This window comes from Streptomyces sp. NBC_00433 (assembly GCA_036015235.1).
Taxonomy (GTDB): Bacteria; Actinomycetota; Actinomycetes; order Streptomycetales; family Streptomycetaceae; genus Actinacidiphila.
Genome location: CP107926.1, coordinates 1,174,672 through 1,201,492, shown reverse-complemented (window position 1 = coordinate 1,201,492; position 26,821 = coordinate 1,174,672). Strand labels below are relative to the sequence as shown.

The window sequence follows — 26,821 nt, the reverse complement described above, 5'->3', positions numbered from 1 at the left end:
CGTGGACAAGCAGATCGTCATCGTCGGTGGAGGAACCGCTGGAACACTGCTGGCCAACCGGCTGCACCGCACCGCGGGCAGCGGCGTGCGGATCGTGGTGCTCGACAGCGCCGATCGCCGGGCCCCGGAAACCCGGCTCCTCATGGCCCTCGGCCTCTACGGCGGCGGAGCGCCGCGCGCGCCCGACGACCTCTGGTTGCGGGACGGGATCGGCTTCCGGCTTGTCGCGGTCGCCTCCGTCGACGCCGACCGGGCCGAACTGTTCCTCACCGACGGCACCACGCTGGGCTACGACGTCCTGGTCCTGGCCACCGGACGGCACCCGCTGCCGCGCGGCCTCGACGGCGCCGGCCCGGACCTTCCGCCCGGCATCCACACCGTCGGGGGCGCCGGCGTGCACGTCCAGGTGGAGAACGTGGCGGACGCCGTACGCCGCCAGCTGGGCCGCGGGGCCGTGGCGGACGGCCACCGGATCACCCGGACGTCGGGCGGTGACCGGGCAGGGTGACCGTGAACGCGGTGGCGCCCGGGTGGCTTCGTACCTCGGCGGATCCGCCGTGGGCGCCGGCCACCGCGGTCACGATCGCGAGGCCGAGGCCGGCGCCGTGGCCCTGGGTCGCCGGGTGGGTGTGGCCGGCACGGGCGAAGCGTTCGAAGACGGTGTCGCGGACGTCCGCGGGGATGCCGGGGCCGTTGTCCTCGACCACGAGTCGGACGGCCGCCTCGTCCTGGCGGAGCCGGACGGTGACCCGCGTGCCGGCCGGGGTGTGCCGGCACGCGTTGGCCATCAGGTTTCCGGTGATCTGCTGGAGGCGCAGCGGATCACCGGTGACGGTGACCGGGGACTCCGGCAGGTCGAGTACCCAGCGGTGGCCGGGGCCCGCGGCCCGCGCGTCCTCAACGGCGTCCAAGACGAGCCGGGTGAGGTCGACCGCCTCGCGGGCCAGCGGCCGGCCGGCGTCGAGACGGGCGAGCAGCAGCAGGTCGTCGACCATGCCGCCCATCCGGACCGACTCGGCGGTGATCCGCTCCAGCGCGCGGGACACACCGGGCGGCACGGGGCCCGGGTGGAGCCTCGCCAGTTCGGCGTGGCCGCGGATGGAGGCGACCGGCGTGCGCAGCTCGTGGCTGGCGTCGGCGGCGAAGCGGCGCAGCCGCTCCTCGCTGGCGTGCCGCTTGCCCAGCGCGTCCTCGACGTGCCCCAGCATCCGGTTCAGCGCGATACCGACCTGGCCGACCTCGGTCCGCGGGTCGGCGTCCGGGACCCGGTCGGGCAGCGCCACCTCGCCACTGGCCAGCGGGAGCACGGTCACCGAGGCCGCGGTGGCCGCGACCCGGTCCAGCGGCCGGAGCGACCACCGTACCCAGAACACCCCCGCCGCGCCGGCGACCAGCAGCGCGCCGCCGAAGACGGCCGCTTCCACCGCGACCAGGCGGGTCACGGCGTCCTGCACACCGCTCAGCGGCAGGCCGGTCACCAGGATGTCGCCGTCGTCCCCGTCGACGGCACTCACCCGGTAGTCGTCGAGTGCGGCGAGCTCCAGCGTGTGAGCGTGCCCGTCCACGGGAACCGCGGCGAGGGCCGCCTTGTCGCCGGCTGTCAGGGCCACGGCCGTGCCCGCTCCTGAGCGCACGACGCCCGCCGCGGTGACCTTCCCGTCCAGCAGCCGGGCGCCGAAGGTGCCGGGGGCCTGGCGGCGGGTGTCGACGTGGGCGTTGTCCCCGTCCGGCTCCGCCGGCCCGCGGTGCTCCAGGCTGGCCGGGAACGTCCCGCCGGCCTGTCCGAGCTGCTGGTCCAGCCGTTCGGTGAGGAAGGAGCGCAGCGTGACGACGGCCGCGATACCCACCGCCGCGCAGCTCAGCGCCAGCAGCACCACCAGGCCGCAGGTGAGCCTGGCGCGCAGGGTGTGCGGCAGTATCCGCCTGATCACAGCGCCGCCTTCAGCACGTAGCCCGCTCCCCGCACGGTGTGGATCATCGGTTCCCGGCCCGCGTCGACCTTCCGGCGCAGATAGCTGATGTAGAGCTCCACCACGTGGGCCTGGCCGCCGAAGTCGTAGGACCAGACCTGGTCCAGGATCTGCCGCTTGCTCAGTACCCGGCGCGGGTTGCCCATGAGGTACCGGAGGAGTTCGAACTCCGTCGGTGACAGGTCGATCGCCTCGCCGGCCCGGGTGACCTCCCGGGCGTCCTCGTCGAGGGTGAGATCGCCGACCACGACCAGCGCCGCGTCGTTGCGCGCGCGGGTCATCCCCGCCCGGCGCAGCAGGCCGCGCAGCCGGGCGAGCACTTCTGCCAGGCTGAACGGCTTGGTGACGTAGTCGTCGCCGCCGGCCGTGATACCGGCGATACGGTCCTCCACGGAGTCCCGTGCGGTGAGGAAGAGGACACACACGTCGGGCCTGGCCGCCCGCAGGTCACGCAGCGCCGCGAGCCCGTTGCCGTCGGGCAGCATGATGTCGAGGACCACCGCGTCCGGCTGGAAGTCGCCGGCCAGGGCGAGCGCGGAGGCCACGTCGCCGGCGGTGCGCACCTGCCAGCCCTCGTGGCGCAGCACGCCGGCCATGACCTCCGTGAGGTCGGGCTCGTCGTCGACCACGAGGACGCGGACCGGCGACCCGTCGGGCCGGGTGAGGGGCGCGGGCTGAGCGCGCGGTGCGGTGTGCATGGTCCTTCCAGCATCCCTCGCCCGAGCAGTAGTGCGGCTCTGGGTTTCCTCTGAATCCGCTGTGATCCTTCCGCCGGACCGCCGACTCAGAGCTGGTTGAGAGGTTTCGCCCGCACAGTGGCCGTGCAAGGCGAAGGAGAGGACTTCCACCATGGCCACGACATACAGGCCGCGCCCGGCACAGCACGCGGTGCCCTCCCCTCGGCGACGGGGTTCTCCGGCCGCGCTGGTCCTCGTGCTCTGCTGGGCGGGCGCGGCCGCGGTCCTGGCGCTGTGGTGGCAGGACACCGGTGCCGTGGTCGGCACCGCGGACTGGCTCATCGGCGCGGGCCGGATCGCGGGTCTGCTCAGCGCCTACTGCTGCGCGCTGCTGGTCGGCCTGATGGCCCGGGTCCCCGTCCTGGAGCAGGGAGTGGGCAGCGACCGGGTGGCCCGGTGGCACGCCGCGCTCGGCCGCTACACCGTGTGCCTGCTGGTCGCGCACATCACACTGATCCTCTGGGGCTACGCGGTCCAGGCACACACCGGCGTCATCGGCGAGACGACGACCGTCGTCCTGACCTACCCCGAGATGCTCAAGGGCACGATCGGCGGGCTGCTGCTGCTCACCGTCGGAGCCGTCTCCGTGCGGGCGGTACGCCGCAGGGTCCGCTACGAGACCTGGTACTACCTGCATCTGCTCACTTACCTGGCGGTCTTCCTGGCCTTCTCGCACCAGCTCGCCCTCGGTGCGGACTTCTCGGCGCACCCGCTCGCGCGGGGATCGTGGTACGCGCTCTACGCGACGGTCGCTGCCGCGGTGCTCTGGTACCGGCTCGCGGCGCCGCTGCGGCTGAACCTGCGCCACCGCCTGCACGTGACCCATGTCGTCAGGGAGACCCCCGAGGTGGTGTCGGTGATCGTGCGGGGCGAGCGACTGCCGGAGCTGGCGGCGCGGGCCGGCCAGTTCCTGCGCTGGCGCTTCCTGGCCCCCGGGCTGTGGTGGACGGCGAGCCCGTACTCGCTGTCCACGGCTCCCCGTCCCGACCTGCTGCGCATCACCGTCAAGGAGGTGGGCGGTCACAGCGCGGCCCTGGCGCGGCTGCGGCCCGGCACCCGGATCTGGGCCGAAGGGCCGTACGGCGCGCTGACGGCGGACCGCAGGACCCGGCAGAAGGTCCTGCTGCTCGCCGGCGGGGTCGGGGTGACACCGCTGCGCGCCCTGTTCGAGTCCCTGCCCGCGAGGCCCGGCGACCTGACGCTGATCTACCGGGCCCGTACCGCGGACGACCTGACGCTGCGGCAAGAGCTGGAGTCCATAGCCCGCACCCGCGGCGCACGCCTGCACTACCTGCTCAACCGGGCCGACGGCCGCGGTCCGCGCATCACCGCCGACGTCCTGCGCTCCGCCGTACCCGACATCGCCGGGCACGACGTCTACCTGTGCGGGCCGCCCGGCATGGCCCAGGCCTCCTACCAGGCCTTGCGCTCCGCCGGCGTGCCCGCCCGGCACATCCACCACGAGTCGTTCGAACTGTGAGACGCCCGTGAACCCCACCGCCCGCCCGCTGCGGCGTGCCCTGCTCAGCACCCTGGCGACCGTAGCCGGTGTGGTCCTCCTGCTCAGCCTCAAGCCGCACACGACGGGCGGGCCCGGCAGCGCCGCCGCCCCTCCTGCGGCCCCCGCTCCGATGCCGTCCGCCCCGCCGGCGTCCCCCTCCACCGGGACGGGCGCGGGGGGCTCGACGGCGACCCGCACCGTGGACGGCGACACGGTGCAGACCCGCTACGGTCCCGTGCAGCTCCGGATCACCTTGAACGGGGGGAGGATCACGGCCGTGTCCGCCATCCGGGTGCCGGACGGCAACCCCCGTGACCGGGAGATCGCCGGCTTCGCGGTGCCCCAGCTCACACAGGAGGCACTGGCCGCGCAGAGCGCGCACATCGACACCGTCTCCGGAGCGACGTACACCAGCGAGGGTTATGTCCAGTCCCTGCAGAGCGCCCTGGACAAGGCCGGTGCCTGAGGTCGTCGCCCGGCTGCGCCGGGTGGAGCGGACCATGGGCACCGTCTTCTCCTTCGACGTGCGCGGCGGCGGCTCCCGGGCGGCCGCGGCCCTCGAAGCCGCGGCGGCCTGGCTGCACCACGTCGACGAGGTCTTCTCCACCTACCGGCCCGAAAGCCAGATCAGCCGGCTGGCGCGGGGAACTCTGGCGCTGTCCGCGTGCTCACCTGAGGTGTGGGAGGTGCTCGGGCTCTGCGAGGCCGCCGAGCGGCGCAGCGACGGCTTTTTCAGCGCGCGGTACGCGGGCGGCTTCGACCCCACCGGCCTGGTCAAGGGCTGGGCGGTCGAGCGGGCGGCCGCGATGGTCTCCTCGGCCGGCGCCGAGGCGGTGTGCGTCAACGGCGGCGGCGACGTCCAGGTGCACGGCGGGCCGTGGCGGATCGGTGTCGCCGATCCACTGCGCAAGGGCGAACTGGCCACTGCCGTCCACGCCGACGGTGAACTGGCCGTCGCCACCTCGGGCCCCGCGGAACGCGGCTGCCACATCGTCGACCCGCGCACCGGCCTCCCCCCGGCCGCCGCCCTGGCTTCCCTCACCGTGGTCACCCGCAGGCTGACCGACGCCGACGCCCATGCCACCGCCGGCTACGCCATGGGCGACCGCGCCCGCCCCTGGCTGGAGTCACTTCCCGGCACCCGGTGCTTCGCGGTCGCCGCGGACGGCACCTCGTGGACCACGGGCGGGACCGGACCGGACGGCGGGCCGACCCGCCGGTGACCTCGCGGTCCGTCACGTCCGTGCACGAGCGCGGCACCCGGCCGACGGGACCGCGACACGGCCCGACCGCCCAGGGCGCCTGACGGCGGCGGCCCTCTGCTGGGGCCGATCGGCCCCCGACAGCGGCCCAGGCCGCCCTCCCACCGCAGCGGGAACCGCTGGACGGTGGAAGCGGGACTTCCCCACGCACAGCGCACCGGGTCCCCCGCCCCGCCGTCCGCACACAGCAGCCGGCCCGCACTCACAGGAGCACACCATGAAATTCCGCAAAGTCGGCAACGTCATGACGAGCGACGTCGTCAGCGTCCGGGAGGCGACCTCGTTCAAGCAGGTCGCAACTCTCCTGGCGCAGCACCGAATCAGCGGCCTGCCTGTCGTGGACGACGACGAGAGGGTGATCGGTGTCCTCTCGGAGTCGGACCTGATGGCCCGCCAGGCCCGAGGGGACGATGCCGCCCGGCGACGCCGCCTGCTGGTGCGTCCGGCATCCCGGCGGGTGGCGGTGAAGGCCGAGGCGACGACGGCCGGCCAGTTGATGTCCACCCCTCCCGTGACCGTCCACGCGGACGACTCGATCGCCTTCTCCGCTCGCACCATGGCCCAGCACCGCGTCGAGCGGCTTCCGGTCCTCGACGAGGAAGACCGGCTGGTCGGGATCGTCACTCGGCGCGACGTACTGCAGGTGTTCCTCCGCCCCGACGCCGACATCCGCGAGGACGTCATCCAGGAGGTGCTCGTCCACACCCTGTGGCTGACCCCGCAGGCAGCGGACGTGACGGTCCATGACGGCGTGGTGACGTTGGACGGCACGTTGGAGCGCGACAGCGACGTGTCCATCGCGGGCAAGGCCACCGCCCGGATCGACGGCGTCGTCGCCGTCGACAACCGCCTCACCGGTCGCCTCGACGACTCCAGCCTGCGGGCCGTGTCCTCGTCCACGCACGGCGTCGCCGACGAGTGGCTGCACAAACTCTGAAAACCTTCCGCAACCCTCCCTGAAGGAACCTGCTCGGCCTTCCCAGGGGCCGGCGGACCGGCTGACGGGTCCGTTCGGCCCTGGTGCCGGATCGGCCCGCGCGCGATGATCGGAGGCACAGCACGGCATCGGGCCGGCAGACGACAGGTGAAGGTCCGTCCATGAGTGAGGCAGCGCGATTCTCCGCGGAGTCCCCGATCCGGGTCTTCCTCGTCGACGACCACGAGGTGGTGCGCCGCGGGGTCCACGACCTGCTGGACGCCGAACCCGACATCGAGGTGGTCGGCGAGGCCGATTCGGCGGGTCACGCGATGGCTCGCGGCCCCGCCCTGCGCCCGGACGTGGCCGTCCTGGACATCCGGCTTCCCGACGGCGACGGGATCTCGGTCTGCCGGGAACTGCGTTCGGCCATGCCGTCCCTGGCCTGCCTGATGCTGACGTCCTTCGACGACGACGACGCGCTGCTCGACGCGATCATGGCGGGCGCGGCCGGATACGTGCTCAAGCAGATCAAGGGTTCCGACCTGGTCACGGCGGTACGGACGGTCGCCTCCGGCCAGTCCCTGCTGGATCCGGCGACCACCGCCCGGCTGATGAGCAGCCTGCGCGACGAGCACTCCGGCGCGGGCTCGGAAAAGGAGCCGCTGGCGGCCCTGTCACCCCGGGAGCGCGAGATCCTCGCGCTCATCGGCGACGGCCTCACCAACCGGCAGATCGGCAAGCAGCTCTACCTGTCGGAGAAGACCGTGAAGAACAACGTCTCGCGGCTCCTCGGCAAACTCGGTGTCGAACGCCGGGTCCAGGCCGCGGTCATCGCCTCGAACAGCGCCGCGCCGTCGCCGGACCCGCGCAACGGCCGGCGCTGAGCGGCAGGTTCGGCGCCGACTCGTACGGCCGGCGCCGAGCCGCAGGGCCGGTCGGCCCACGCTCCCGGGACCTGCCGGCCCTGCCGTCGCCCTCCGGCGGCCGCCAGGCTTGACGCAGGACGGCCCGAGGAGAGCACCATGCAGACCACCAGCCCGCTGGACGCGGCGACCCTGGAAAAGCTGATCGCGGCCGCTGTGGCGGCCCCTTCGCTCCACAACACGCAGCCCTGGCGCTACCGCCTCGATCCCGACACCTGCACGATCGAGGTACGCGCGGCGACCGAACGCGCGCTGCGGCACACCGATCCGGTGGGCCGGGCGCTGCACCTGTCGGTCGGGGCCGCGGTGTTCAACCTGCGGGTGGCGGTGGCGTATTGGGGCTGGGAGCCGGTGGTGCGGCTGCTGCCCAGGCCCCCTGAGCCCGATCTGCTGGCGTCGGTGCGACTGGCGGGTTCTCGGGCCGGCCGACGGCGCCACGGAGCGGACCTCTACGACGCGGTGTGGCGCCGGCACAGCAGCCGACTCCCCTTCTCCGCGGGGCAGGTGCCGGCGGAGGTCCTCTCCGAGCTGACCGAGGCGGCGGTCAAGGAGGGCGCCCAACTGGCCGTCCCCACCGCGCGCGAGACCCGGCGGATCCTGCAACTGACCGCGGAGGCGGAGTGGTTCACGGCGACCGACCCGGCTCGCTGTGCGGAGAACCGCAGATGGGTTCGGGACGGAGCGCCGGACGGCATGCCGGGCGCGGTGCTCGGACCGCGGGACGCGACCGGACACCTTCCGGTCAGGGACTTCGCGTCCCTGCGACCGGCCTGGGCGGGGCCGTCGGCGGCATTCGAACCGCACCCGCTGATCGCTGTGCTCTCCACCCGCCACGACCGCCGCGCCGACTGGCTGCGGGCGGGCCAGGCGCTGGAGAGCATCCTGCTGGCCGGCACCGTCCACCACCTGCGTGCCTCGCTGCTCCACCAGGCCCTGGAATGGCCCGACATCCGCTGGGCGCTCCGCGACCCCCGTGAGGGCGCGGGACATGTGCAGATGCTCATCCGGCTGGGTTACGGCCCGGAAGGACCGGCAAGCCCCCGCCGACCGGTGGGCGACGTGCTCGACGGACGGGACGACTGACGCGGGCCCTACCCGTCCCCGGGAGGCGAGAGCGGCACCTGCCAGACCAGGCGGGTCCCGCCGCCGTCGCGGGGGCCCGACGTCATCAGGCCGCCGCGGTGTGCGGCACGCTCGGCCAGATTGCGCAGGCCGCTGCGCCGACCCTGCTCGGGAAGGCCGATGCCGTCGTCCGCCACCGTCACGGCCAGCCGGCCCGAGGCGACGGTCAGCGAGACCTCGACAGCCGAAGCCCGAGCGTGGCGGCCGACGTTGGACAACGCCTCCTCCAGCACCGCGACCACGTCCTCCGCCACGGTCTGCGGCACATCGGTGTCGATCAGGCCCTCCATCCGCAGGGACGGCGTGAATCCGAGGGTGCGGGCAGCCGACTCGACTGCCGTCACGGCGCGGGCGCGCAGGCTCAGGCGCTTGCGGTCGGCCTCCTTGGCCCGCAGGCCGAAGATGGTCGAGCGGATGATCTTGATCGTCTCGTCGAGATCGTCCACCGCCCGCATGATGCGCTCGTTCGCCTCGGGGTGGTCGACGAAGCGCAGCGAGCTCTGCAGGGTCATGCCGGTGGCGAAGAGCCGCTGGATGGCCAGGTCGTGCAGGTCGCGGGCTATCCGGTCGCGATCCTCCAGCAGGACCAACTGCTCGGCGGACCTGCGGCGTTCTGCCAGCTCCATGGCCAGCGCGGCCTGCCCCGCGAAGGCGGCCAGCGGGGCGGTCTCGTCCTCGGTGAACGGAAGCGCGTGCTCGGCGCGGCCCAGCAGCAGCACTCCGCGCGCCCTGCCCTCCGCCAGCATGGGGACGGCCACCACGGGACCGAGCCCGTTCCACCGCGGGGGGCCCACGGTGACCCGGGGGTCCTTGCGGATCTCGCTCGTCGTGATGGAGCCCCCGGCGGCAAGAGCAGCCCCCATGAAGGAGCCTTCCGCCGGCAGCACCAGGCCGCGGTGGTCCTCGGCGTCCACTCCCACCGCGATCACCACCTGGAGATCGGTGCTGTCACCCGCGGCCAGGGCGATCACCCCGAGGTCGGCGTCGAGGATGCGGCTGGCGTGCTCGACGATGCCCCGCAGCACCGCCTCCTCGCCTGCGCCGGACAGCAGATCGCCCACGATGCCGGCGTTCGCCTCCAGCCATCGCTGCCGGTCGCGAGCGGCCTTGTAGAGCCGGGCGTTCTCGATGGCCACCCCGGCGGCCACCGCGAGGGTCCGCAGGACCGTCTCGTCCTCACCGTCGAACGCCGCGCCGCCGCGCTTCTCGGTGAGGTAGATGTTGCCGAACACCTCGTCACGTACCCGGATCGGCATGCCGAGGAAGGAGTGCATCGGCGGATGGCCGGGCGGGAAGCCGTACGAGGCCCGGTGTTCGGATATATCCGTCAGCCGCAGTGGCTCCGGGTGGCGGATCAGCTCGCCGAGAATGCCGTGGCCGGACGGCAACGGGCCGATCGCCTCGGCCTGTCCGGGAGAGATCCCGCTGGTCAGGAACTGGGAGAGCCGCGTCCCTTCGATGACGCCGAGGGCGCCGTATTCCGCGTCGACCAGCACCACCGCGGACTCCACGATGCGCCGTAGCACCTGTGCCAGGTCCAGGTCGCCGCCCACGGAGAGCACGGCTTCCAGCAGGTCGTGCACCCGGTCCCGGGTGCCGCGCACGGCATCGATCCGGACCTGCAGCTCCTCCAGCAGCTCGTCCAGCTGAAGCCGCGGCAAACCTCCCGAACCCTCGCCCACCAGATCCTCCGCTCGGAACATCCCGCGCACCGGTCAAGGTCACCGTAGTGGGTCCGTGTAACGGGCGACCACGGGGCCGACCGACGCCGCGGCAGGGCCCGGTCGGCCCTGCCCGTGAGCCGCCCGAGCGAGAACCATCGAAGGGAAGACAACAGGACGACAAGACAAGGGGGTTGTCGGCATGACGGCAATCACCGAGGCCACGCCTCGGGCAGCGGCAGCAGATCCCTGGACCGGCTTCCGGGGCGAGCGGTGGCGTGAGCACATCGCGGTGCGCGACTTCATCCAGACCAACTACACCCCCTACGAGGGCGGTTCCGGCTTCCTGACCGGGCCGACCGACCGCACTCTCGCCGTGTGGTCGCGGATCACCGCGCTGCTGCCCGAGGAACGCCGCCGGGGGATCCTCGACGTCGACGCGGCCACCCCCTCCTCCATCACCTCGCACGCCCCCGGCTACATCGACCGCGACCGCGAGCTGATCGTCGGCCTGCAGACCGACGAGCCGCTCAAGCGGGCGATCATGCCCAACGGCGGGCTGCGGATGGTCGAGAACGGCCTGCGGGCCTTCGGGTACGAGCCCGACCAGGCGGTCAGCAAGATCTTCGGCTCGTACCGCAAGACACACAACGCCGGTGTCTTCGACGCCTACACCCCCGAGATGCGCCGCGCCCGCAAAGCCGGCATCGTCACCGGCCTGCCCGACGCCTACGGCCGTGGCAGGATCATCGGCGACTACCGCCGGGTCGCCCTCTACGGCACCGCACGCCTGGCCGAGGCCAAACACGCCGAGCGCGCCCGGCTGGACCGGGAACCGTCCACGGCCGAGGTGATCCGCGACCGGGAGGAACTGGCCGAGCAGATCCGCGCGCTCGGCGAACTGACCCGGATGGCAGGCTCCTACGGCTGCGACGTGACCCGCCCCGCCGCCACCGCCCGCGAGGCGGTCCAGTGGCTCTACCTCGGCTACCTCGCCGCGGTGAAGGAGCAGAACGGCGCCGCGATGTCGCTCGGCCGGACCTCCACCTTCCTGGACGTCTACCTCCAGCGCGACCTCGACGCCGGCGTCCTCGACGAGACCCGGGCCCAGGAGCTGATCGACGACTTCGTGATCAAACTGCGCATCGTCCGCTTCCTGCGCACACCGGAATACGACGCGCTGTTCTCCGGCGACCCCACCTGGGTCACCGAGTCCATCGGCGGGATGGGCACCGACGGCCGCACCCTGGTCACCCGCACCTCCTTCCGCTTCCTGCAGACCCTCTACAACCTCGGACCCGCGCCTGAGCCGAACCTCACGGTGCTGTGGTCCCCCCGGCTCCCCGACCCCTTCAAGCGGTTCTGCGCCCAGGTCTCCATCGACACCAGCGCCATCCAGTACGAATCGGACGACCTGATGCGGCCGCGCACCGGCGACGACACCGCCATCGCCTGCTGCGTCTCCGCCATGGCGGTAGGCCGGCAGATGCAGTTCTTCGGTGCCCGCGTCAACATCGCCAAGGCCCTGCTCTACGCGGTCAACGGCGGCCGCGACGAGATCACCGGCGAACAGATCGCCCCGCCCTCCGCACCGCTGACCGGCGAATACCTGGACTACGACGAGTTGTCCCACGCCTACGACCGCACCCTGGACTGGCTCGCCGGCACCTACGTCAACGCGCTCAACGTCATCCACTACATGCACGACAAGTACGCTTACGAGCGGCTGGAGATGGCACTGCACGACCACCCCGTGCACCGCTTCATGGCCTGCGGCATAGCCGGGCTGTCCGTCGCGGCCGACAGCCTCTCAGCCGTCAAGTACGGCCAGGTGAGGGTCGTCAGGGACGACACCGGCCTCGCGGTGGACTACGAGGCGGAAGGCGACTGGCCGGCCTACGGCAACAACGACGACCGCGCTGACACCATCGCGACGGATCTGGTCGAGTCGTTCATGGCCAGGATCGCCCGGCACCCGGCCTACCGGGAGGCCGAGCACACCCTGTCGGTGCTCACCATCACCTCCAACGTCGTCTACGGCCGGCAGACCGGCGCCACGCCCGACGGGCGGCCCGCCGGAGCGCCGTTCGCCCCGGGTGCGAACCCGATGAACGGCCGCGACCGGCACGGCATGATCGCCTCCGCGATGTCGGTCGCCAAGATCCCCTATGCCCAGGCCAGGGACGGCATCTCCCTGACCTCGACCATCACCCCCGAAGGGCTCGGCCACGACCCGGACGAGCGCGCCGCGAACCTCGCGGACATCCTCGACGCCTACACCGCCACCGGCGGCTTCCACCTCAACGTCAACGTCCTGGGCCGGCGGACCCTCGAAGACGCGATGGCGCACCCCGAGAACTACCCGAACCTGACCGTCCGGGTCTCCGGCTACGCCGTCAACTTCGTCCGCCTGACCCGCGAGCAGCAGCTCGACGTGATCAGCCGCACCTTCCACGGTGCCCGATGAGCATGGGGCACGACGGCACGGCGGACCGGGCGGCGCCCGGTCCGCCGCTCTCCGGCCGCATCCACTCCTGGGACCTGTCCACGGGGGTGGACGGCCCCGGCACCCGCTTCGTGGTCTTCCTCAGCGGCTGCCCGCTGCGCTGTCTGTACTGCGCCAACCCCGACACCTGGCACATGCGCGACGGCCGGCAGGCGACCGTCGACGAGGTGATGAAGGAAATAGGCGGATACACAGCCTTCATCGCCGGCGGCGGCGGCGTCACCCTCACCGGCGGCGAACCCCTCCTCCAGCCCGCCTTCACCGGGCAGATCCTGCGCCGCTGCCGCGAACAGGGCCTGCACACCGCCCTGGACACCTCCGGGTTCCTCGGGGCGCGTGCCACGGACGCTCTGCTCGCCGACACCGATCTGGTCCTGCTCGACATCAAGTCCTTCGACGTACCGGCCTACCGCGCCCTCACCGGCGGCTCCCTCGCTCCCACCCTGAGCTTCGCCACCCGCCTGGACCGCCTCGGTGTCGCGGTCCGCATCCGCTACGTCCTCGTGCCCGGCTGGACCGACGACGAGAGGGCCGTCGACGGCCTGGCCTCCTTCGCCGCCGGCCTCGGCAATGTCGAGCAGATCGACGTGCTGCCCTTCCACAAGCTCGGCACCGCGAAGTACGAGGCACTCGGACTGCCTTTCCCCCTGGCGGACACCCCCCTGCCCGACCCGGCTCTCGTGGACCGGGTCCGCCGGCAGTTCCACGATCACGGACTGCGCGCACTGTGACAGACCACCCCCGACCGGCCGACGTCATCGGGCCCCGCGGACGAGGACCGACCGAACCCCGTACAGGGGCCGTTCGGCCCACGACGCGGGCGCTTCATCCGCCCGACGATGAGGCACGTACGGCGCGCACGCGGCACATGGCCGCCAACGGGCGCCCCCCGAGACGAGGAGAAGACCGTGACGACGAAGCTGATGACGATGACCGGGCGGTTGGCCGCCCTGTCCGACGAGCACCTGGACCGGCTGATGGTTCTGGGACGCGAGGTGGACTTCCCCGCCGGCGGGCGGATCTTCGAGGAGAAGGGGAAGGCCGACCGGTTCTGGATCCTCCGCGACGGCGACGTCGCTCTGGAACTGCACGTCCCCGGCCGGCCGGCCGCCGCCGTCGAGAAGCTCGGGCAGGGCTCTCTGCTCGGCTGGTCCTGGCTCTTCCCGCCCCGCCGCTGGCACATGTCCGCTCGGGCGCTCACCGGCGTGCGGGCCGTCGAGTTCGACGCGACCGACGTACGGCGGCTGTGCCAGGAGGAAACGGAGTTCGGCTACGTCTTCGTCCTCGCCTGCGCCGAGGTCATCGGCCACCGGCTCGAAGACGCCCGCACCCGGCTCCTCGACCTGTACGGCCCCCACGGCAGCGGCCTGCGGCGCTGAGAGGACGTAGGTACGAGGGATCAGTCCGACGGCCGCCTCGGCCGGGACACCGGCTCCCCACCCACCTTCTGGGGCCACGGCGATCCCGTCTCCGCAGCCGGCACGGCGTCGGCGATACTCGTCGGCGGAGAACCATGAACGAAGGAGAGAACGCGATGCCGCTGGTCTCGGAGCCGTTGCGGACGCTGGGATTCCTGACGATCGGCCTGTTCGATCCCGCGGACCCGCGGCGGGGACACGAGTCGACACTGCGGATCATCGAACTCGGTGAGAGCCTCGGCTTCGACAGCGCCTGGGTGCGGCACCGCCATCTGCAGTACGGAATCTCCTCACCCGTCGCGGTGCTGGCGGCGGCCAGCCAGCGCACCAGCCGTATCGGCCTGGGCACCGCGGTGATCCCGCTGGGCTGGGAGAATCCGCTGCGGCTGGCCGAGGATCTGGCGACGGTCGACATCCTGTCGGGCGGCCGGCTGAATCCGGGGGTCAGCGTGGGCCCGCCGACGCACTACGACCGGGTCAGGGACGCCCTCTACCCCGACACCGCCGAGGCCGAGGACTTCAGCTACGACCGGGTGCGGCGGCTGCTGGACTTCGTGCGCGGCGAAGCCGCCACCGACTTCAGCGGGACCGAGGGCTTCGAGGCCTTCTCCGACCGCGTCCAGCCCCAGGCCCCGGGCCTGGGCAGCCGTATGTGGTACGGCGGCGCGAGCCTGCGGTCCGCCCGGTGGGCGGGCGAGAACGGCATGAACTTCCTGACCAGCAGCGTCGTGAAGGCCGAGGAGTCCGAGGACTTCGCCGCGATCCAGCTCTCGCACGTCCGGGCCTTCCGCGAGCGGCACCCCGACGGGGAGCGGGCCCGCGTCTCCCAGGGGCTCGTCGTCATCCCGACCGACAACGCCTCGCCGCGGCAGCGCGCCACATACGAGGCCTTCGTCCGTGAGCGGACACCACGCACCGCCGTGACGCACGGGCCCGCCCGCATGATGTTCGCGCCCGACCTCGTCGGACCCTCGGCGCGGATCGCCGAGCAGCTCCACGCCCACGCCGCCTTCCGGGAGATCGACGAGGTCGCCTTCGCGCTGCCCTTCACCTTCGACCACGACGACTACGTCCAGATCCTCACCGACATCGCCACCGTGCTCGGCCCGGCACTGGGCTGGCGGCCCGCCGCCACCTGACGTCACGCGGGCCGACACCGCGGGCCGCGGGTCAACCGCCGCTGAGCATGTCCCGGACCAGGGGGGCCACTTTCGTGCCGAAAAGCTCCACGCAGGAGAGCACCTGGCCGTGCGGCATGCCGGGCATTCCGTACTTCAGGTCGAAGCGGGTCGCGCCGAGGGTCCTGAGGGTGTCGGCGACCTTGCGGGCCACCGTCTCGGGCGATCCCACGTGCAGCGCCCCGCCGGGCGCCACGTCCCGCATCAGGTCGGCCCGCGTGGGCGCCCTGAAGCCGCGCTCGGCCGACACCTTGCGCATCGCCTGCTCCATGGGGGGCAGGAACTCCTCCCACGCCTGCTCGTCCGTGGCGGCCACGTGTCCCGGCGCGTGTACGCCCACCGGCCGGGCCGGCTGCCCGAACTCCTCCAGCGCCCGGCCGTACAGCTCCGAGAACGGCGCGAAGCGGGCGACGTCGCCGCCGATGACGGCGAGCATCAGGGCGAAGCCGTAGCGCGCGGTCCGCACCACCGACTGCGGGCTGCCGCCGACGCCGACCCAGGTCGGGATCGCTCCCGACTCCGTGTGCGGGTAGACGGGCAGGCCGTCCAGCGGGGCCCGCGTGCTGCCCGACCAGGTGACGGGCTCCTCCTTGAGCAGCTCGGCGAACAGGCCGACCTTCTCCTCGAAGAGCTGCTCGTAGTCGCGCAGTTCGTACCCGAAGAGGGGGAAGGACTCGGTGCTCGACCCCCGGCCGAGGATCACCTCGGCGCGGCCCCCGGAGACCGCGTCCAGCGTGGCGTAGCGCTGGAAGACGCGCACCGGGTCGTCGGAGCTGATCACGGTCACCGCCGAGCCCAGCCGGATGCGGGAGGTCCGGGAGGCGATCGCGGCGAGGACGACGTCGGCGGCCGACAGCGGCATCCAGTCGGTGTGGTGCTCGCCGACGCCGAAGTGGTCGAGCCCGGTCCCGTCGGCCAGGACGCCCTCCTCGACCAGCCCGCGGATGGCGGCGCCGTGGGTGAGCGGCGCGCCCCCCTCGTCACGCGGCACGTCGCCGAAGGTGTCGAGGCCGAGCGTCACGTACTCGGGGAAGGGCGGAACGGGTGTGTTCATGGTGGTTCTCGCTTCGTACGCGGACCCGGTCGGGCCCGGGATCAGGGGTTCGTCGCCATGCGCTGCAGAACGCGGGTGATCGCTTCCAGGTCCTCGGCCGGGACGTGGTCGAGCAGGTGCCGCCGGACGCTGGCCAGATGCGCCGGCCAGGCCTCCTTGAGCCGCTCAAGACCGGCGTCGGTGAGGACCGCGTTCGCGCCGCGCCCGTCGGCTTCGCACCGGACCCGCTCGACCAGCCCCCGCTGCTCGAGCCGGGCGACGATGCGCGTCATCCCGCTGAGCGAGAGGTCGCAGGCGGCGGCCAGCTCGCTCATCCGCATCAGCCGGTCCGGCGCCTCCGAGAGGTACATGAGCGCGGTGTACTCGGACAGCGGAAGCTGACGGGCGCGTGCCATGTCCTGGTCGATGGCGCGCGGCAGCACATGTATCAGCCTGCCCAGCGCCCTGACCAGCGCTTCCTCCGCCGCGCTCATCGGCTGGAGACCTTCCTGAGTGCTCATGGCCACATTCTACTCGCTTGACGCAGCAACTATCTAGGCGTTTCCTTGACTCGTCAAGTACAGCTCCGGCGTCGACCGGAATGATCGTGAAGGACCCGTCATGACCAAGATCGGCATCATCCTCGGCAGCACGCGTCCCGGCCGCAACGGCGAAGGGGTCGCCCGCTGGGTGTACGACATCGCCGCCCAGCGCACCGACGCGGAGTTCGAACTGGTCGACCTGCTGGACTACAAGCTGCCGCACCTCGACGAGGTCATGCCGCCGTCCCTGGGCCAGTACGCGCAGCCGCACACCCTGCGGTGGGCGGAGAAGATCGCCTCCTTCGACGGCTTCGTCATGGTGACCCCGGAGTACAACCACTCCACCTCGGGCGCGCTGAAGAACGCCATCGACTTCCTCTACGCCGAGTGGAACAACAAGGCCGTCGGCTTCGTCAGCTACGGCTCGGTCGGCGGCACGCGCGCCGTCGAGCACCTGCGCCTCGTCGCGGGCGAGCTGCAGATGGCGGACGTGCGCTCCCAGGTCGCGCTCTCGCTGTTCACCGACTTCGTGAACTTCAGCGAGTTCAAGCCGGGCCCGCACCAGGCCGACGCCGTCACCGCCACGCTCGACCAGGTCGTGGCCTGGAGCGAGGCCCTGGCCCCGCTCCGCGCGAAGTGACCCGCGACGCGTCAGCGCCACCAAGGCGGCCGGTCTCCTGCGGAGGGCCGGTCCGAAGGGGGAGGTGAGCGATCCGGGGGCCAGGACCGGGGAAGGGACGCCCCGGTCCGGCAGGGTGGCCCTCGGATCGCACCGAGCCGCGGCCTGACTCTGTCGGCCGCGGCGGGTGCGCCGGCACGCGTCGGCGCCGGTGCCCGCCCGCATCGGCGCGGCGGCCGGCGTGCCGGGCGTACGGTGTCGGGGAGTCCGCGGCCGCCGTCCGGCGGAACATACGGGCCACAGGCGTCGTTATCCGTCTTATGGCGACTTTGGGACTCATCGGCAGTGGACACATCGGCGGCACTCTGGCCCGGCTGGCGGTCGACAGCGGCCTCGACGTGGTGCTCAGCAACTCCCGGGGGCCGGAAACCCTCGGCGACCTCGTGGCGGAGCTCGGCCCGCGGGCCAGGGCGGCCACCGCGGCGGAGGCCGCCGCCGCAGGGGACTGGGTGGTGGTGACCATCCCGGTCAAGGCCTACCAGCAGGTCCCGCGCGAGCCGCTGGCCGGCAAGACCGTACTGGACACCGGCAACTACTACCCGCAGCGCGACGGGAACATCGCCCAGCTCGACACGAAGGAGACCACGGACAGCGGGCTGCTCCAGGGGTATCTGGGCGGGTCGGCCAACGTGGTGAAGGTGTTCAACAACATCTACTTCGAGCACCTGGCCGGTCTGCCGCGTCCGGCGGGCGCGGCGGACCGCAGCGCGCTGCCCATCGCGGGCGACGACGCGGCCGCCAAGGCGCACGCCGTGGAACTCCTCGACCTCCTCGGCTTCGACACCGTGGACGCCGGCCCGCTCGCCGAAGGCAGGCGCTTCCAGCCCGGCACCCCCGCGTACGGCCTGCCGTACGCGGCGACGGCCGACTTCATGAACGAGCCCCCGATGCCCGCCCCGGTGTCCGCCATCGAGGCGGCCCTGGCAGCGGCGGAAGACTGACCTCGCCGTACACCGGCCGGGGCCCGGACCGCGCGACGTACGCGGTCCGGGCCCTGTACGTCCGCGCCTCCGGTCGCGCCCTTTCGCGTCGATCTCCCGTAGGTCCACTTCCCGCGTGCAACCGCCTCGCGCGAGATCGCGTCGTGGTGTCCGAGCTCGCCGAGCGCGAGGTGGACCGCGGCTACTTCAGGGCCTTGGTCATGTACGGCTGGCTACTCCGCAAGTCCCCCCGTCGGCCAGCGGCTTGCTGCGGTCGTACGGGTCCGTGACGGGTCCGGAGGAGTCCACGTCCGAGGAGTCGGCAAAGGGATGGAGGTAGCCGTCGTCGACGCAGCCCGAGCCGCCGAAATAGGCGCCGGCATGAGCTATCTGCACCTTTGCCGGCGGTGAATGCGGGAACCACTGGGTGTCCACCTCGCGCCGGGCGATGAGCCGTTGCACCGTGCCGTCGTTCTTTCCGGCCTTCGTGAAGGCGTAGACGAAGGTGTAGTCGCTGTGCACCCGCACGGAGCCGTGGTCGGACTTGGCGAAGGTCATCCGGCCGCGGACCTTGATCACGTCGCCCACGAGCTGGACCTCGTGGGGGTCGTAGCGGGTGAACCACACGGTCGGGTCGGCCTTGGCGCTCGGTGAGTGCAGGGCGGCCTTCATCTGGGCGGGCTCGCCGTTGATCGGATCCACCAGGCGCAGGGCCGAGTCCGGGTAGCCGCCGCGAAGTGTGGCCGGGTCGAGGTCGGCCGCGACCAGGTATGCCTTCGTCGCCCGCAGGACGGCGTCCACCTGCCGCGCCGGGACATCGCCGACCTTCTCGGCGTGCGGCAGCACGATGGCGTCCGCGCCTTCGGCCCAGCCGACGGCCGGGGATCCCGCGAAGGGGTGGCTCGTGGTGGGGATGTCGGGGTCCGGGGCCGCCGTCGGTGCGGCGGTCGGCGCCGCGGTCTCCGGCGTGAGCGGCGTGCTGTCGGAGGAGTCGTCGTGGCTGTCGGACGAGTGCCCGTGGCCGAGGACCAGCGAGCGTGCGCCCGACGGGTTGATCGCGACCAGCGCCAGCACGGCGACCGCCGCGACGATCAGCAGGGTGCGTATTCGGTCCCGCCACGGCCCTCGCCGGCCCCCCTGCATCTCCCGCCAGGCAGGTCCGGTCCGCCACCCTTCCGGCTCCTGGGGCCGGCGGCCGCTGCCGCCCCTCCACCGGGGCTTCGAGCGCCGCGCACGCTCCGCCTCCTCCGCCTCCTCGCGCCGCAGCCTCTCGGTCACCATGCGGGCGCGGGCCGAGGGTTCCTTCGGCGTGCTCGCCCCGATCCTGCCGGGGTCCTCGGCGAATTCCTCCCACACGGCGTCAGGAATGCTGGACGGCTCGTCGTCTTCCTCACGCGGAGGCGGAGGCGCAGTTGTCATCGGATGCCCTTGATCTCATGAGAAGTCGGCAGACATTACCGCACGAAGGAGCAGCTCCCGCACGGCGCCTGACCATCGCGGGGGCCCGCCGCGCCTCCTGCGCCGGACCGTACGGCAGCGCTCCGGCGCATGCCTATCGCGAGTCGCGGGGCGGCCCCGGACCTCGGCCGCGTACCGTGGGCAAAGGTGTGTTCTGTCGCTGATGTCCCACATGGCGGAGGGTCGAGAGTCGTGAGCATCGATCGGGACGAGCCGCAGCCCGTGGAGCCCGAGGAGGGTCCCACTCCGAAGGGTGAGCCAGGGTTTCGGCCCTACCACCACCCCGCCGCGGGCTGGGGCGCGGCGAAGAGCGTGACGCGGTTCCTCGTGCGCGAGCGGGCGCTGGCGGACGGCCCCCGGGCCATCATGAAGATGAATCATGAGAATTCCGGGTTCGACTGCCCCGGGTGCGCGTGGCCGGACGACCTGAAGGGCCTGCACCTGGACATCTGCGAGAACGGCATCAAACACGTCACGTGGGAGATGACCCGCAAGCGGGTGGGCCGCGACTTCTTCGCCGCGCACTCGGTGTCCGAGCTGTACGGGTGGAGCGACTACGACCTGGAGAACCAGGGCCGGCTCACCGAGCCCATGGTCTACGACCCCGAGTCGGACCACTACGTCCCGATCAGCTGGAAGGACGCCTTCGAGGTCGTGGGCCGCGCCCTGCGCGAGCTGGACAGCCCGGACCAGGCGTCCTTCTACACCTCCGGCCGGCTGGGCAACGAGGCGACCTTCCTCTACCAGCTGATGATCCGTGAGTTCGGCACGAACAACATGCCGGACTGCTCCAACATGTGCCACGAGGCGAGCGGTCGCGCGCTGACGGCGTCCCTGGGGACCGGAAAGGGGACTGCCGACCTCAGGGACTGGGAGGCGGCGGACGCCCTGTTCATCATGGGGGTCAACGCCGCTTCCAACGCGCCCCGGATGCTCACCGCGCTCGCCGAGGCCGACCGGCGGGGCGCGAGCATCGTGCACGTCAACCCGCTCGTCGAGGCGGCAGCCACCCGGACGATCGTCCCCCACGACTTCACGGACATGGCCCTGTTCAAGTCGACGCGGACCAGCAGCCTGAATCTCCAGGTGCGCATCGGTGGGGACATGGCGCTGCTGCGCGGGATGGCCAAGGCGATCCTGGAGGAGTCGAAGAACGATCCCAAGGCCCTGGACCAGGAGTTCATCGACCGCCACACCACGGGTTTCGAGGACTACCGCGCGCTCTGCGAGGCGACCCCGTGGGAGGAGATCGAGGAGCAGTCCGGGCTGAGCCGGGCCGATGTGCTGGAGGCCGCGCGTGTGTACGGCGAGGCGGACCGCAGCATCATCAGCTGGTGTCTGGGAGTGAGCCAGCACGAGCACGGCGTCGACACGGTCCGTGAGATCGTCAACGTGCTGCTGCTGCGCGGCAACCTGGGGCGCGAGGGCGCGGGCCCCTCCCCGGTGCGAGGGCACAGCAATGTCCAGGGCAACCGGACCTGCGGCATCGACCACCGCCCGACCGAGAAGTTCCTGGACCGCCTGGCGGAGGTCTGCGGGATCGACCCGCCGCGGGAGCACGGGCTGGCCACCGTCGACACGATCAGGGCGATGCGGCGCGGTGACGTGAAGGTCTTCGTCGGTATGGGCGGCAACTTCGCGCTGGCCGCGCCGGACACCCCTGTCACCTACGAAGCGCTGCGCACGTGCGACCTCACCGTGCAGGTGAGCACCAAGCTGAACCGCAGCCATCTCGTCCACGGCCGCCGGGCGCTCATCCTGCCGTGTCTGGGCCGCACCGAGAAGGACCACCAGCGCAAGGGCGTCCAGAGCATGTCCGTCGAGGACTCGATGAGCATGGTCCATCTGTCGGTCGGCATGAGGCGCCCCGCCTCGAAGGACCTGCTGTCCGAGCCGGCCATCATCGCGGGCATCGCCAGGGCCGCCTTGCCGGAGACCTCGACGCCCTGGCAGTGGTACGTCGAGGACTACGACCGCATCCGCGACACCATGGCCCGGGTCCTCGACGGCTTCGAGGACTTCAACCGCCGCGTACGCCTCCCGCTGGGATTCCGCATCAAGCAGCCGGCCCGCGAGCTGGTCTTCGAGACCCCGTCGCAGCGCGCCGAGTTCTCGTGCGCCCCGCTGCCCGACGTCGTGCCCGCCCCCGGCACCCTGGCGCTGGGCACGATGCGCTCGCACGACCAGTGGAACACCACGATCTACTCCGACAACGACCGCTACCGAGGGGTCAGGAACCTGCGCACGCTGGTGTTCATGAACAGGGCGGACATGCGCGAGCGGGGGATCGGCGACCTCGCGCCCGTCGACATCACGAGCACGGCGAAGGACGGCAGCCGGCGCCGTCTCAAGGGCTATCTGGCCGTCCCCTACGACATCCCGCGCGGGTGCGCGGCGGGCTACATGCCCGAGATGAACGTGCTGTGCGCGCTCGTCGACCACAGCGAGCAGAGCGATCAGCCGATCATGAAGCACGTCAAAGTCACGATCTTTCCCGCTGCCTGAGCGAGCAGGGCACGTCAGCTTCAAATGGTGGCCGGAGGCCGTCGCTGCCGACGCGAGGCCAGATGGCCGGTGTTTCGCAAAGAGGCCGTCGAGTACGGCCGCAACGGCGGCGATCCCGGGCCGCGTACGCCTTCCCGCAGGCCGCCCACTACCGCGCCTCCGACCAGCCCGCCGCCGCGGTGTCAGGGGTCCTTCGGGGGCCGACGACTTGACCGGAATATTGCCCGTACTTTACATATGAGGCGTGGCCCTTTCCGCCGACTCCTCCTCGGCCGCCCCCCGCGCGGATCGCCGACGGGTCGTGCGGCCGGGGGGAGTTGTGGACCTGCGGTGCGGTCCCGTCGTCGTGGAGTTGGAGTACGCCGCGGGGTCCGTCGTCGTGGTGGCGGGGCTGCCGGGCGCGGGGAAGAGCACGCTGATGGCGCGTACGGTCCGGGCCGCGCTCGTGGACTCGCAGGCGGTCAGGGAGCGTTGGGCGGCCCGGGTGCCCGGCTGGGTGGCCTACGGGGTCTACCGCCCCCTGGTCCGCGTCGAGCACTACGCGCGCCTGCGCGGCGCCCTGCGCGGGACCGAGCCGCTGGTGGTGCAGGACAGCGGGGCGCAGCCCTGGGTGCGCGGCTGGCTCGCCCGCGCCGGCCGGCGCCGCGGGCGCCCCGTGCACCTCATCACGCTGGTGGCCACCGAATGCGAGGCGATCTCGGGACAGCGGGCCAGGGGTCGCCGGGTGACGCCGTACGCCCTCGGCCGCCACGTCCGCGCCTTCCTCGCCCTGGAAAGGGAGCTGGCGGATTCCGGCGCCCCGCCGCCCGGCTACGCCTCGGTCGTGCTCCTCGACCGGCAGTGCGCCGCCCGCCTGCATACGATCCGCTTCGACCCGGCGCCCCCTCCACCGCTCGCCGAATGAGCGGGAGCCGAACCGGCGGAGTACGTACGCTAGTGCAATAAACGTTAGTGCCATTAACATTTATGGGGAAGCGTCCAGCCGGCCAGCGACCTGGGAGTCTCCCGTGACCACCTCCGCCGCACCCTCCAGCTCCGCTCTGTCGCTCAACCCGCAGATCCTCGGCCGGGCCGAGAACGCCCACGCGCCGATCCTGCAGCGGCTCCTGACCGCCACCGGCCTCGGTATGACCCAGTGGGTCGGGCTGAAGTTCACCGCCGCCGCGGGCGGTTCCGCCGGCCGCGACCGGCTGGCCGGGAGGGTCGCCGACGCGCTCAGGACGGACCTCGCGGCGGCCGCCACGGCACTGGCCGAACTCACCGACGCCGGCCTGCTGGCGGAGTCCGGGGACGACGTCACGCGGGTGGCGCTCACCGACGCGGGCCAGGCGGTCCACGACCGGATCTCGTCCGGCATCAGCGAGGCGATCGGGCATGCCTACGCGGGCATCCCGGCCGAGGACCTGCTGACCGCCGGCCGCGTACTGACCCTCATCACCGAACGCCTGAACGCACGGCACGCGTGAACCGCGGGCCGATGCCCCGGCAGGCGCCGCGGTCCGTTCCTCCGGTCAGGCACCCCCTCCGGGGACGACGTCATCGGTTCGTCGCCGGAGGTGCTCTTGGCGGGCCCCGTCCCCACCAGTACCGTCAATCGCCATGTACACATCATTCTCAGGAGACACTCCGCCCCCGCGCGCCCCGCGGCTGCTCCTCGTCGCCGCCGCGCTCGGATCCCTGCTGCTCGGCGGGGTCCTGCCCGCCGCCGCCTCCGCGCCGCGTGCCCCGGATACCTCCTCGGCCGGATGGACGGTGGACCTCGGGCCCGCCGGGGCCGACGAGGTGAACCTCGTCCACACCGCCGGGGCCCTGCGCGTGGCGTCGCGGGCCTTCCACCCCGCCGCCGCGGGCGGCGCCACCGCCGGCTTCGCCTCGCAGACGGAGCCCGCCCACACCCTGTCCGCGCCGGTCGACCGCGTCACCGCTGACCTGCGGGCGGACCTGCCGGCCGGTGCGAGCGCCGTCGTCGACGTACGGGGAAGGGCCGCCGACGGCAGCTGGACGGAGTGGCGGGAGGCCACCGCCGGCGCCCCGGCCGACCTGCCGGTCGAGGTCACCGCAGTCCAGAGCCGGATAACCCTGCAGGACCCCACCGCGGGCGCCCGCGTCCGGGGCCTGCGCCTGCACGCGGAACGGACCGCCGCCCCGCACGCCGTCGCCCGGCCCGCGGCGCTCGGCGCCACCGTCTACGCCACCCGCGAGGGCCTGGTGGGCGGCACCACCGCCAACGGCCATGTGATCGCCCCCAGCGACCACTTCGTCGCCCTGCCCTCACGGCGGGGCCTGTCACCCAACGGCAGCGGGCAGTATTCGGTGCAGGTCTGCGGCCCGGTGCGCTGCGAGACCGCGCCCGTCTGGGACGTCGGCCCGTGGAACACCCAGGACGACTACTGGAACCCGTCCTCGGTCCGGCAGAGCTTCGGCGACCTCGCCCAGGGGCTCCCCGAGGCGCAGGCCGCGTACCAGAACGGCTACAACGGCGGCCACGACGGCTTCGGCCGGACCGTCTCCAACCCCGCGGGCATCGACCTCGCCGACGGCACCTTCTACAACGTGGGCCTGAACAACAACGGCTGGGTGACCGTCACCTACCTGTGGACCAGCGGCGGCAGCTCGGGAAGCCCCTTCACCACCTGGGGCACGGGCGTACGCATCCACTCCCAGCCGAACACCGGCTCCACCACCGTGGCGACCCTGGCAGGACCCACCAACGTGACCGTCAGCTGCCAGGTGCACGGGCAGCTCGTCAATGCCGAGGGCTACAGCAACGACGGGTGGGCCTACCTGCCCGGATACGGCGGCTACATCTCGAACATCTACATCGACGTGCCGCAGGCCTGGCTGCCGGGCGTCCCGACCTGCTGACAGGGCGGCAAGGCCCGCCACCCGCGCCTCACCGGCCGGGGGCCGGCGCACCACGGACCCGCCACCGCGGCCCCGGGCAGAGTGCCCGGGGCCGCCGCGCGTGCGCCATCAGATGCCGGGTGCGTCTTGCCACAGGGCGTGCGTGGCCCGACACTTCTGGGACAGCACCTGCCCGCAGGCGCGAACGCGGCTCGACGAGTGGCGTCGGACCGTCGTGTTCCGCGCGGCCACGGGCAGGACAGGTGCTCCGCCGCCCTGCCCGGCGGCGTCCGCGCACTCGACACCCACCGCAACGGCGCGGCGACAGCCCCCGAATGGCCACCTCCGGGAGCGAGTGCGGTCCACGACCTCTCTTGCAGCCCCGATACGCGGGCAGAAGACGCACACCGCGGTGCGGTCAGGCGGCGATCCCAGGTTCCGGGTGCTCCCGCAGCGTCTGCTGAACCCGTGCCCGGACTCACGTGAAATGGAGACGGCATGGCCGAACTCGTCGGAGTCGAGGAAGAATTCCACGTGGTGGACCTGGAGTCGGGAGCGCTGGTCCCGCGGGCCCGCGAGGTCCTCGACCGGCTGCCCGAGCGGGGCTTCACCACCGAGCTGCAGCAGTCGATCGTCGAGGCCAACAGCAGGCCGCACCGCTCGCTCGCGGACCTGCTCAAGGACGTCAGGGCCTCCCGCCGCGCGCTGCGCGACGCCGCCGCGCCGCTGGGCCTGGGCATCGTGGCCGCCGGAACCGCGCCGCTCGCCCGGCTGGGCACCATCGAGGCCACCGCGGACCCGCGTTACCGGCGGATGACCGAGAACTACCGGGTCGTCGCCGAGGAACAGCTCATCTGCGGGCTCCAGGTGCACGTGGACGTACCCGACCGGGACACCGGGATCCTGGCGATGAGCCTGCTCTCCCCGTGGATGCCGACCCTGCTGGCGCTGTCCGCCAGCTCACCCTTCTGGCTCGGCTCCGACACCGGGTACGCCAGCTGGCGCACCCTGCTGTGGCAGCGCTGGCCCACCACCGGCCCCGCAGGGCACTTCCGCTCCGCCGAGCACTACGACCAGGCCATCGCGGACCTGGTCAGATCGGGCGTGATCAGCGACGCCGGCATGGTCTACTACGACGTCCGGCCCTCGGCGCACCTGCAGACCCTCGAACTGCGCATCTGCGACGCCGTTCCCCGGGCGGAGACCGCGGTGATGATCGCGGGCCTCTACCGGGCGCTGGTGGTCGAGGCGTGCGAGGCCGTCGCGGCGGGCCGCCGCGGCGACGGCGAGCGCACGACGTGGCTGCGGGCGGCGACCTGGCGGGCCGCTAGGTCGGGCCTCGAAGGCGACCTCGTGCACCCCGCCGACGGCCTGCCCCGCCCGGCGCCGCGCGTGGTGCGGGCACTGGTGACCCGGCTGCGCCCGGTCCTCGAACGCCTGGGCGACTGGTCGGACGTGGTCGAACTGACCGAGGAGGCACTCGGCCTCGGCAGCGCCGCCCACCACATCAGGCGGGTGGCCGACACCGACGGCCTGCCTGCCGCGGTCGGCATGCTCGTGGCCCGCACCGCGGGCGACCGCGAACTCGACCAGCAACCGCACCACGGCGGTCTGCTGCTCGGCTACCGCGCCGACCACGACGA

23 protein-coding genes and 1 pseudogene are annotated in these 26,821 nt (G+C 72.4%); 18 read left to right on the top strand and 6 right to left on the bottom strand.

Annotation, left to right across the window (positions count from 1 at the left end; genetic code table 11):
* The first annotated feature begins 1 nt into the window (after nt 1).
* The gene (locus OG900_04670) at nt 2–508 is read left to right on the top strand and encodes an FAD-dependent oxidoreductase (protein WUH89514.1); all 507 of its coding nucleotides are present in this window, start codon (nt 2–4) and stop codon (nt 506–508) included.
* Here OG900_04670 and OG900_04665 read toward each other — a convergent pair.
* Nucleotides 474–1,928 carry a HAMP domain-containing histidine kinase gene (locus tag OG900_04665; protein ID WUH95612.1) on the bottom strand — a complete coding sequence of 485 codons (1,455 nt, stop codon included), beginning with the start codon at nt 1,926–1,928 and terminating at the stop codon, nt 474–476. The two genes, OG900_04670 and OG900_04665, sit on opposite strands and share 35 nt — an antisense overlap.
* Entirely contained in the window at nt 1,928–2,668 is a 741-nt protein-coding gene (locus OG900_04660; GenBank protein ID WUH89513.1) for a response regulator transcription factor, read from the bottom strand. Before OG900_04660 ends, OG900_04665 begins: the two co-directional genes overlap by 1 nt.
* Nucleotides 2,669–2,819: 151 nt before the next feature.
* Here OG900_04660 and OG900_04655 point away from each other — a divergent pair, with 151 nt between their 5' ends.
* From OG900_04655 to OG900_04630, 6 genes are all read left to right on the top strand, one after another.
* Nucleotides 2,820–4,187, top strand: a complete 1,368-nt coding sequence (locus OG900_04655; GenBank protein ID WUH89512.1) for a ferredoxin reductase family protein — start codon at nt 2,820–2,822, stop codon at nt 4,185–4,187.
* A gap of 7 nt (nt 4,188–4,194) precedes the next feature.
* Nucleotides 4,195–4,674: an FMN-binding protein gene (locus OG900_04650; GenBank protein ID WUH89511.1), complete on the top strand. Its 480-nt coding sequence runs from the start codon at nt 4,195–4,197 to the stop codon at nt 4,672–4,674.
* Between the two features lie 34 nt (nt 4,675–4,708).
* On the top strand, nt 4,709–5,431 hold the full coding sequence (locus tag OG900_04645; GenBank protein ID WUH95611.1) for an FAD:protein FMN transferase: 723 nt from the start codon (nt 4,709–4,711) through the stop codon (nt 5,429–5,431).
* 256 nt (nt 5,432–5,687) lie between these two features.
* Nucleotides 5,688–6,407 (top strand): CBS domain-containing protein, encoded by a 720-nt coding sequence (locus OG900_04640; GenBank protein WUH89510.1) that lies wholly within the window; start codon nt 5,688–5,690, stop codon nt 6,405–6,407.
* Between the two features lie 161 nt (nt 6,408–6,568).
* Nucleotides 6,569–7,273, top strand: a complete 705-nt coding sequence (locus OG900_04635; GenBank protein ID WUH89509.1) for a response regulator transcription factor — start codon at nt 6,569–6,571, stop codon at nt 7,271–7,273.
* 138 nt (nt 7,274–7,411) lie between these two features.
* A complete protein-coding gene (locus OG900_04630; protein ID WUH89508.1) occupies nt 7,412–8,395 on the top strand; it encodes a hypothetical protein in 984 nt (327 codons plus the stop codon).
* 8 nt (nt 8,396–8,403) lie between these two features.
* Here OG900_04630 and OG900_04625 read toward each other — a convergent pair whose 3' ends face one another.
* Nucleotides 8,404–10,137: a GAF domain-containing protein gene (locus OG900_04625; GenBank protein WUH89507.1), complete on the bottom strand. Its 1,734-nt coding sequence runs from the start codon at nt 10,135–10,137 to the stop codon at nt 8,404–8,406.
* Between the two features lie 160 nt (nt 10,138–10,297).
* Between OG900_04625 and pflB the strand changes: the two genes are divergently transcribed.
* From pflB to OG900_04605, 4 genes are all read left to right on the top strand, one after another.
* On the top strand, nt 10,298–12,562 hold the full coding sequence (pflB, locus tag OG900_04620; GenBank protein ID WUH89506.1) for a formate C-acetyltransferase: 2,265 nt from the start codon (nt 10,298–10,300) through the stop codon (nt 12,560–12,562).
* The gene (pflA, locus tag OG900_04615) at nt 12,559–13,332 is read left to right on the top strand and encodes a pyruvate formate-lyase-activating protein (GenBank protein ID WUH89505.1); all 774 of its coding nucleotides are present in this window, start codon (nt 12,559–12,561) and stop codon (nt 13,330–13,332) included. Before pflB ends, pflA begins: the two co-directional genes overlap by 4 nt.
* A gap of 198 nt (nt 13,333–13,530) precedes the next feature.
* Nucleotides 13,531–13,980 (top strand): cyclic nucleotide-binding domain-containing protein, encoded by a 450-nt coding sequence (locus OG900_04610; GenBank protein WUH95610.1) that lies wholly within the window; start codon nt 13,531–13,533, stop codon nt 13,978–13,980.
* A 155-nt stretch (nt 13,981–14,135) separates the two neighbouring features.
* Nucleotides 14,136–15,158 carry an LLM class flavin-dependent oxidoreductase gene (locus tag OG900_04605; GenBank protein WUH95609.1) on the top strand — a complete coding sequence of 341 codons (1,023 nt, stop codon included), beginning with the start codon at nt 14,136–14,138 and terminating at the stop codon, nt 15,156–15,158.
* A gap of 31 nt (nt 15,159–15,189) precedes the next feature.
* Here OG900_04605 and OG900_04600 read toward each other — a convergent pair whose 3' ends face one another.
* A complete protein-coding gene (locus OG900_04600; GenBank protein ID WUH89504.1) occupies nt 15,190–16,251 on the bottom strand; it encodes an LLM class flavin-dependent oxidoreductase in 1,062 nt (353 codons plus the stop codon).
* Between the two features lie 41 nt (nt 16,252–16,292).
* A complete protein-coding gene (locus OG900_04595) occupies nt 16,293–16,751 on the bottom strand; it encodes a MarR family winged helix-turn-helix transcriptional regulator (protein WUH89503.1) in 459 nt (152 codons plus the stop codon).
* A 100-nt stretch (nt 16,752–16,851) separates the two neighbouring features.
* Here OG900_04595 and OG900_04590 point away from each other — a divergent pair, with 100 nt between their 5' ends.
* The gene (locus tag OG900_04590; GenBank protein WUH89502.1) at nt 16,852–17,412 is read left to right on the top strand and encodes an NAD(P)H-dependent oxidoreductase; all 561 of its coding nucleotides are present in this window, start codon (nt 16,852–16,854) and stop codon (nt 17,410–17,412) included.
* A 299-nt stretch (nt 17,413–17,711) separates the two neighbouring features.
* Nucleotides 17,712–18,392 carry an NAD(P)-binding domain-containing protein gene (locus tag OG900_04585; protein ID WUH89501.1) on the top strand — a complete coding sequence of 227 codons (681 nt, stop codon included), beginning with the start codon at nt 17,712–17,714 and terminating at the stop codon, nt 18,390–18,392.
* Nucleotides 18,393–18,590: 198 nt separating this feature from the next.
* Here OG900_04585 and OG900_04580 read toward each other — a convergent pair whose 3' ends face one another.
* The gene (locus OG900_04580; protein ID WUH89500.1) at nt 18,591–19,790 is read right to left on the bottom strand and encodes a hypothetical protein; all 1,200 of its coding nucleotides are present in this window, start codon (nt 19,788–19,790) and stop codon (nt 18,591–18,593) included.
* Nucleotides 19,791–20,021: 231 nt separating this feature from the next.
* On the opposite strand from OG900_04580, the gene OG900_04575 reads away from it, so the two are divergent.
* The 5 genes and pseudogenes from OG900_04575 to OG900_04555 all read left to right on the top strand — a co-directional run bounded on the left by OG900_04575 (nt 20,022) and on the right by OG900_04555 (nt 26,756).
* Nucleotides 20,022–22,334 (top strand): FdhF/YdeP family oxidoreductase, encoded by a 2,313-nt coding sequence (locus OG900_04575; GenBank protein WUH89499.1) that lies wholly within the window; start codon nt 20,022–20,024, stop codon nt 22,332–22,334.
* A gap of 244 nt (nt 22,335–22,578) precedes the next feature.
* Nucleotides 22,579–23,238, top strand: coding sequence for an ATP-binding protein (locus OG900_04570; protein WUH89498.1), 660 nt, complete (start codon nt 22,579–22,581; stop codon nt 23,236–23,238).
* Nucleotides 23,239–23,341: 103 nt separating this feature from the next.
* Nucleotides 23,342–23,800, top strand: coding sequence for a MarR family transcriptional regulator (locus OG900_04565; GenBank protein ID WUH89497.1), 459 nt, complete (start codon nt 23,342–23,344; stop codon nt 23,798–23,800).
* Nucleotides 23,801–23,933: 133 nt separating this feature from the next.
* On the top strand, nt 23,934–25,199 hold the full coding sequence (locus tag OG900_04560; protein ID WUH89496.1) for a hypothetical protein: 1,266 nt from the start codon (nt 23,934–23,936) through the stop codon (nt 25,197–25,199).
* 477 nt (nt 25,200–25,676) lie between these two features.
* Nucleotides 25,677–26,756 (top strand): annotated as a pseudogene (locus tag OG900_04555) (glutamate--cysteine ligase).
* The last annotated feature ends 65 nt before the right edge of the window (nt 26,757–26,821 follow it).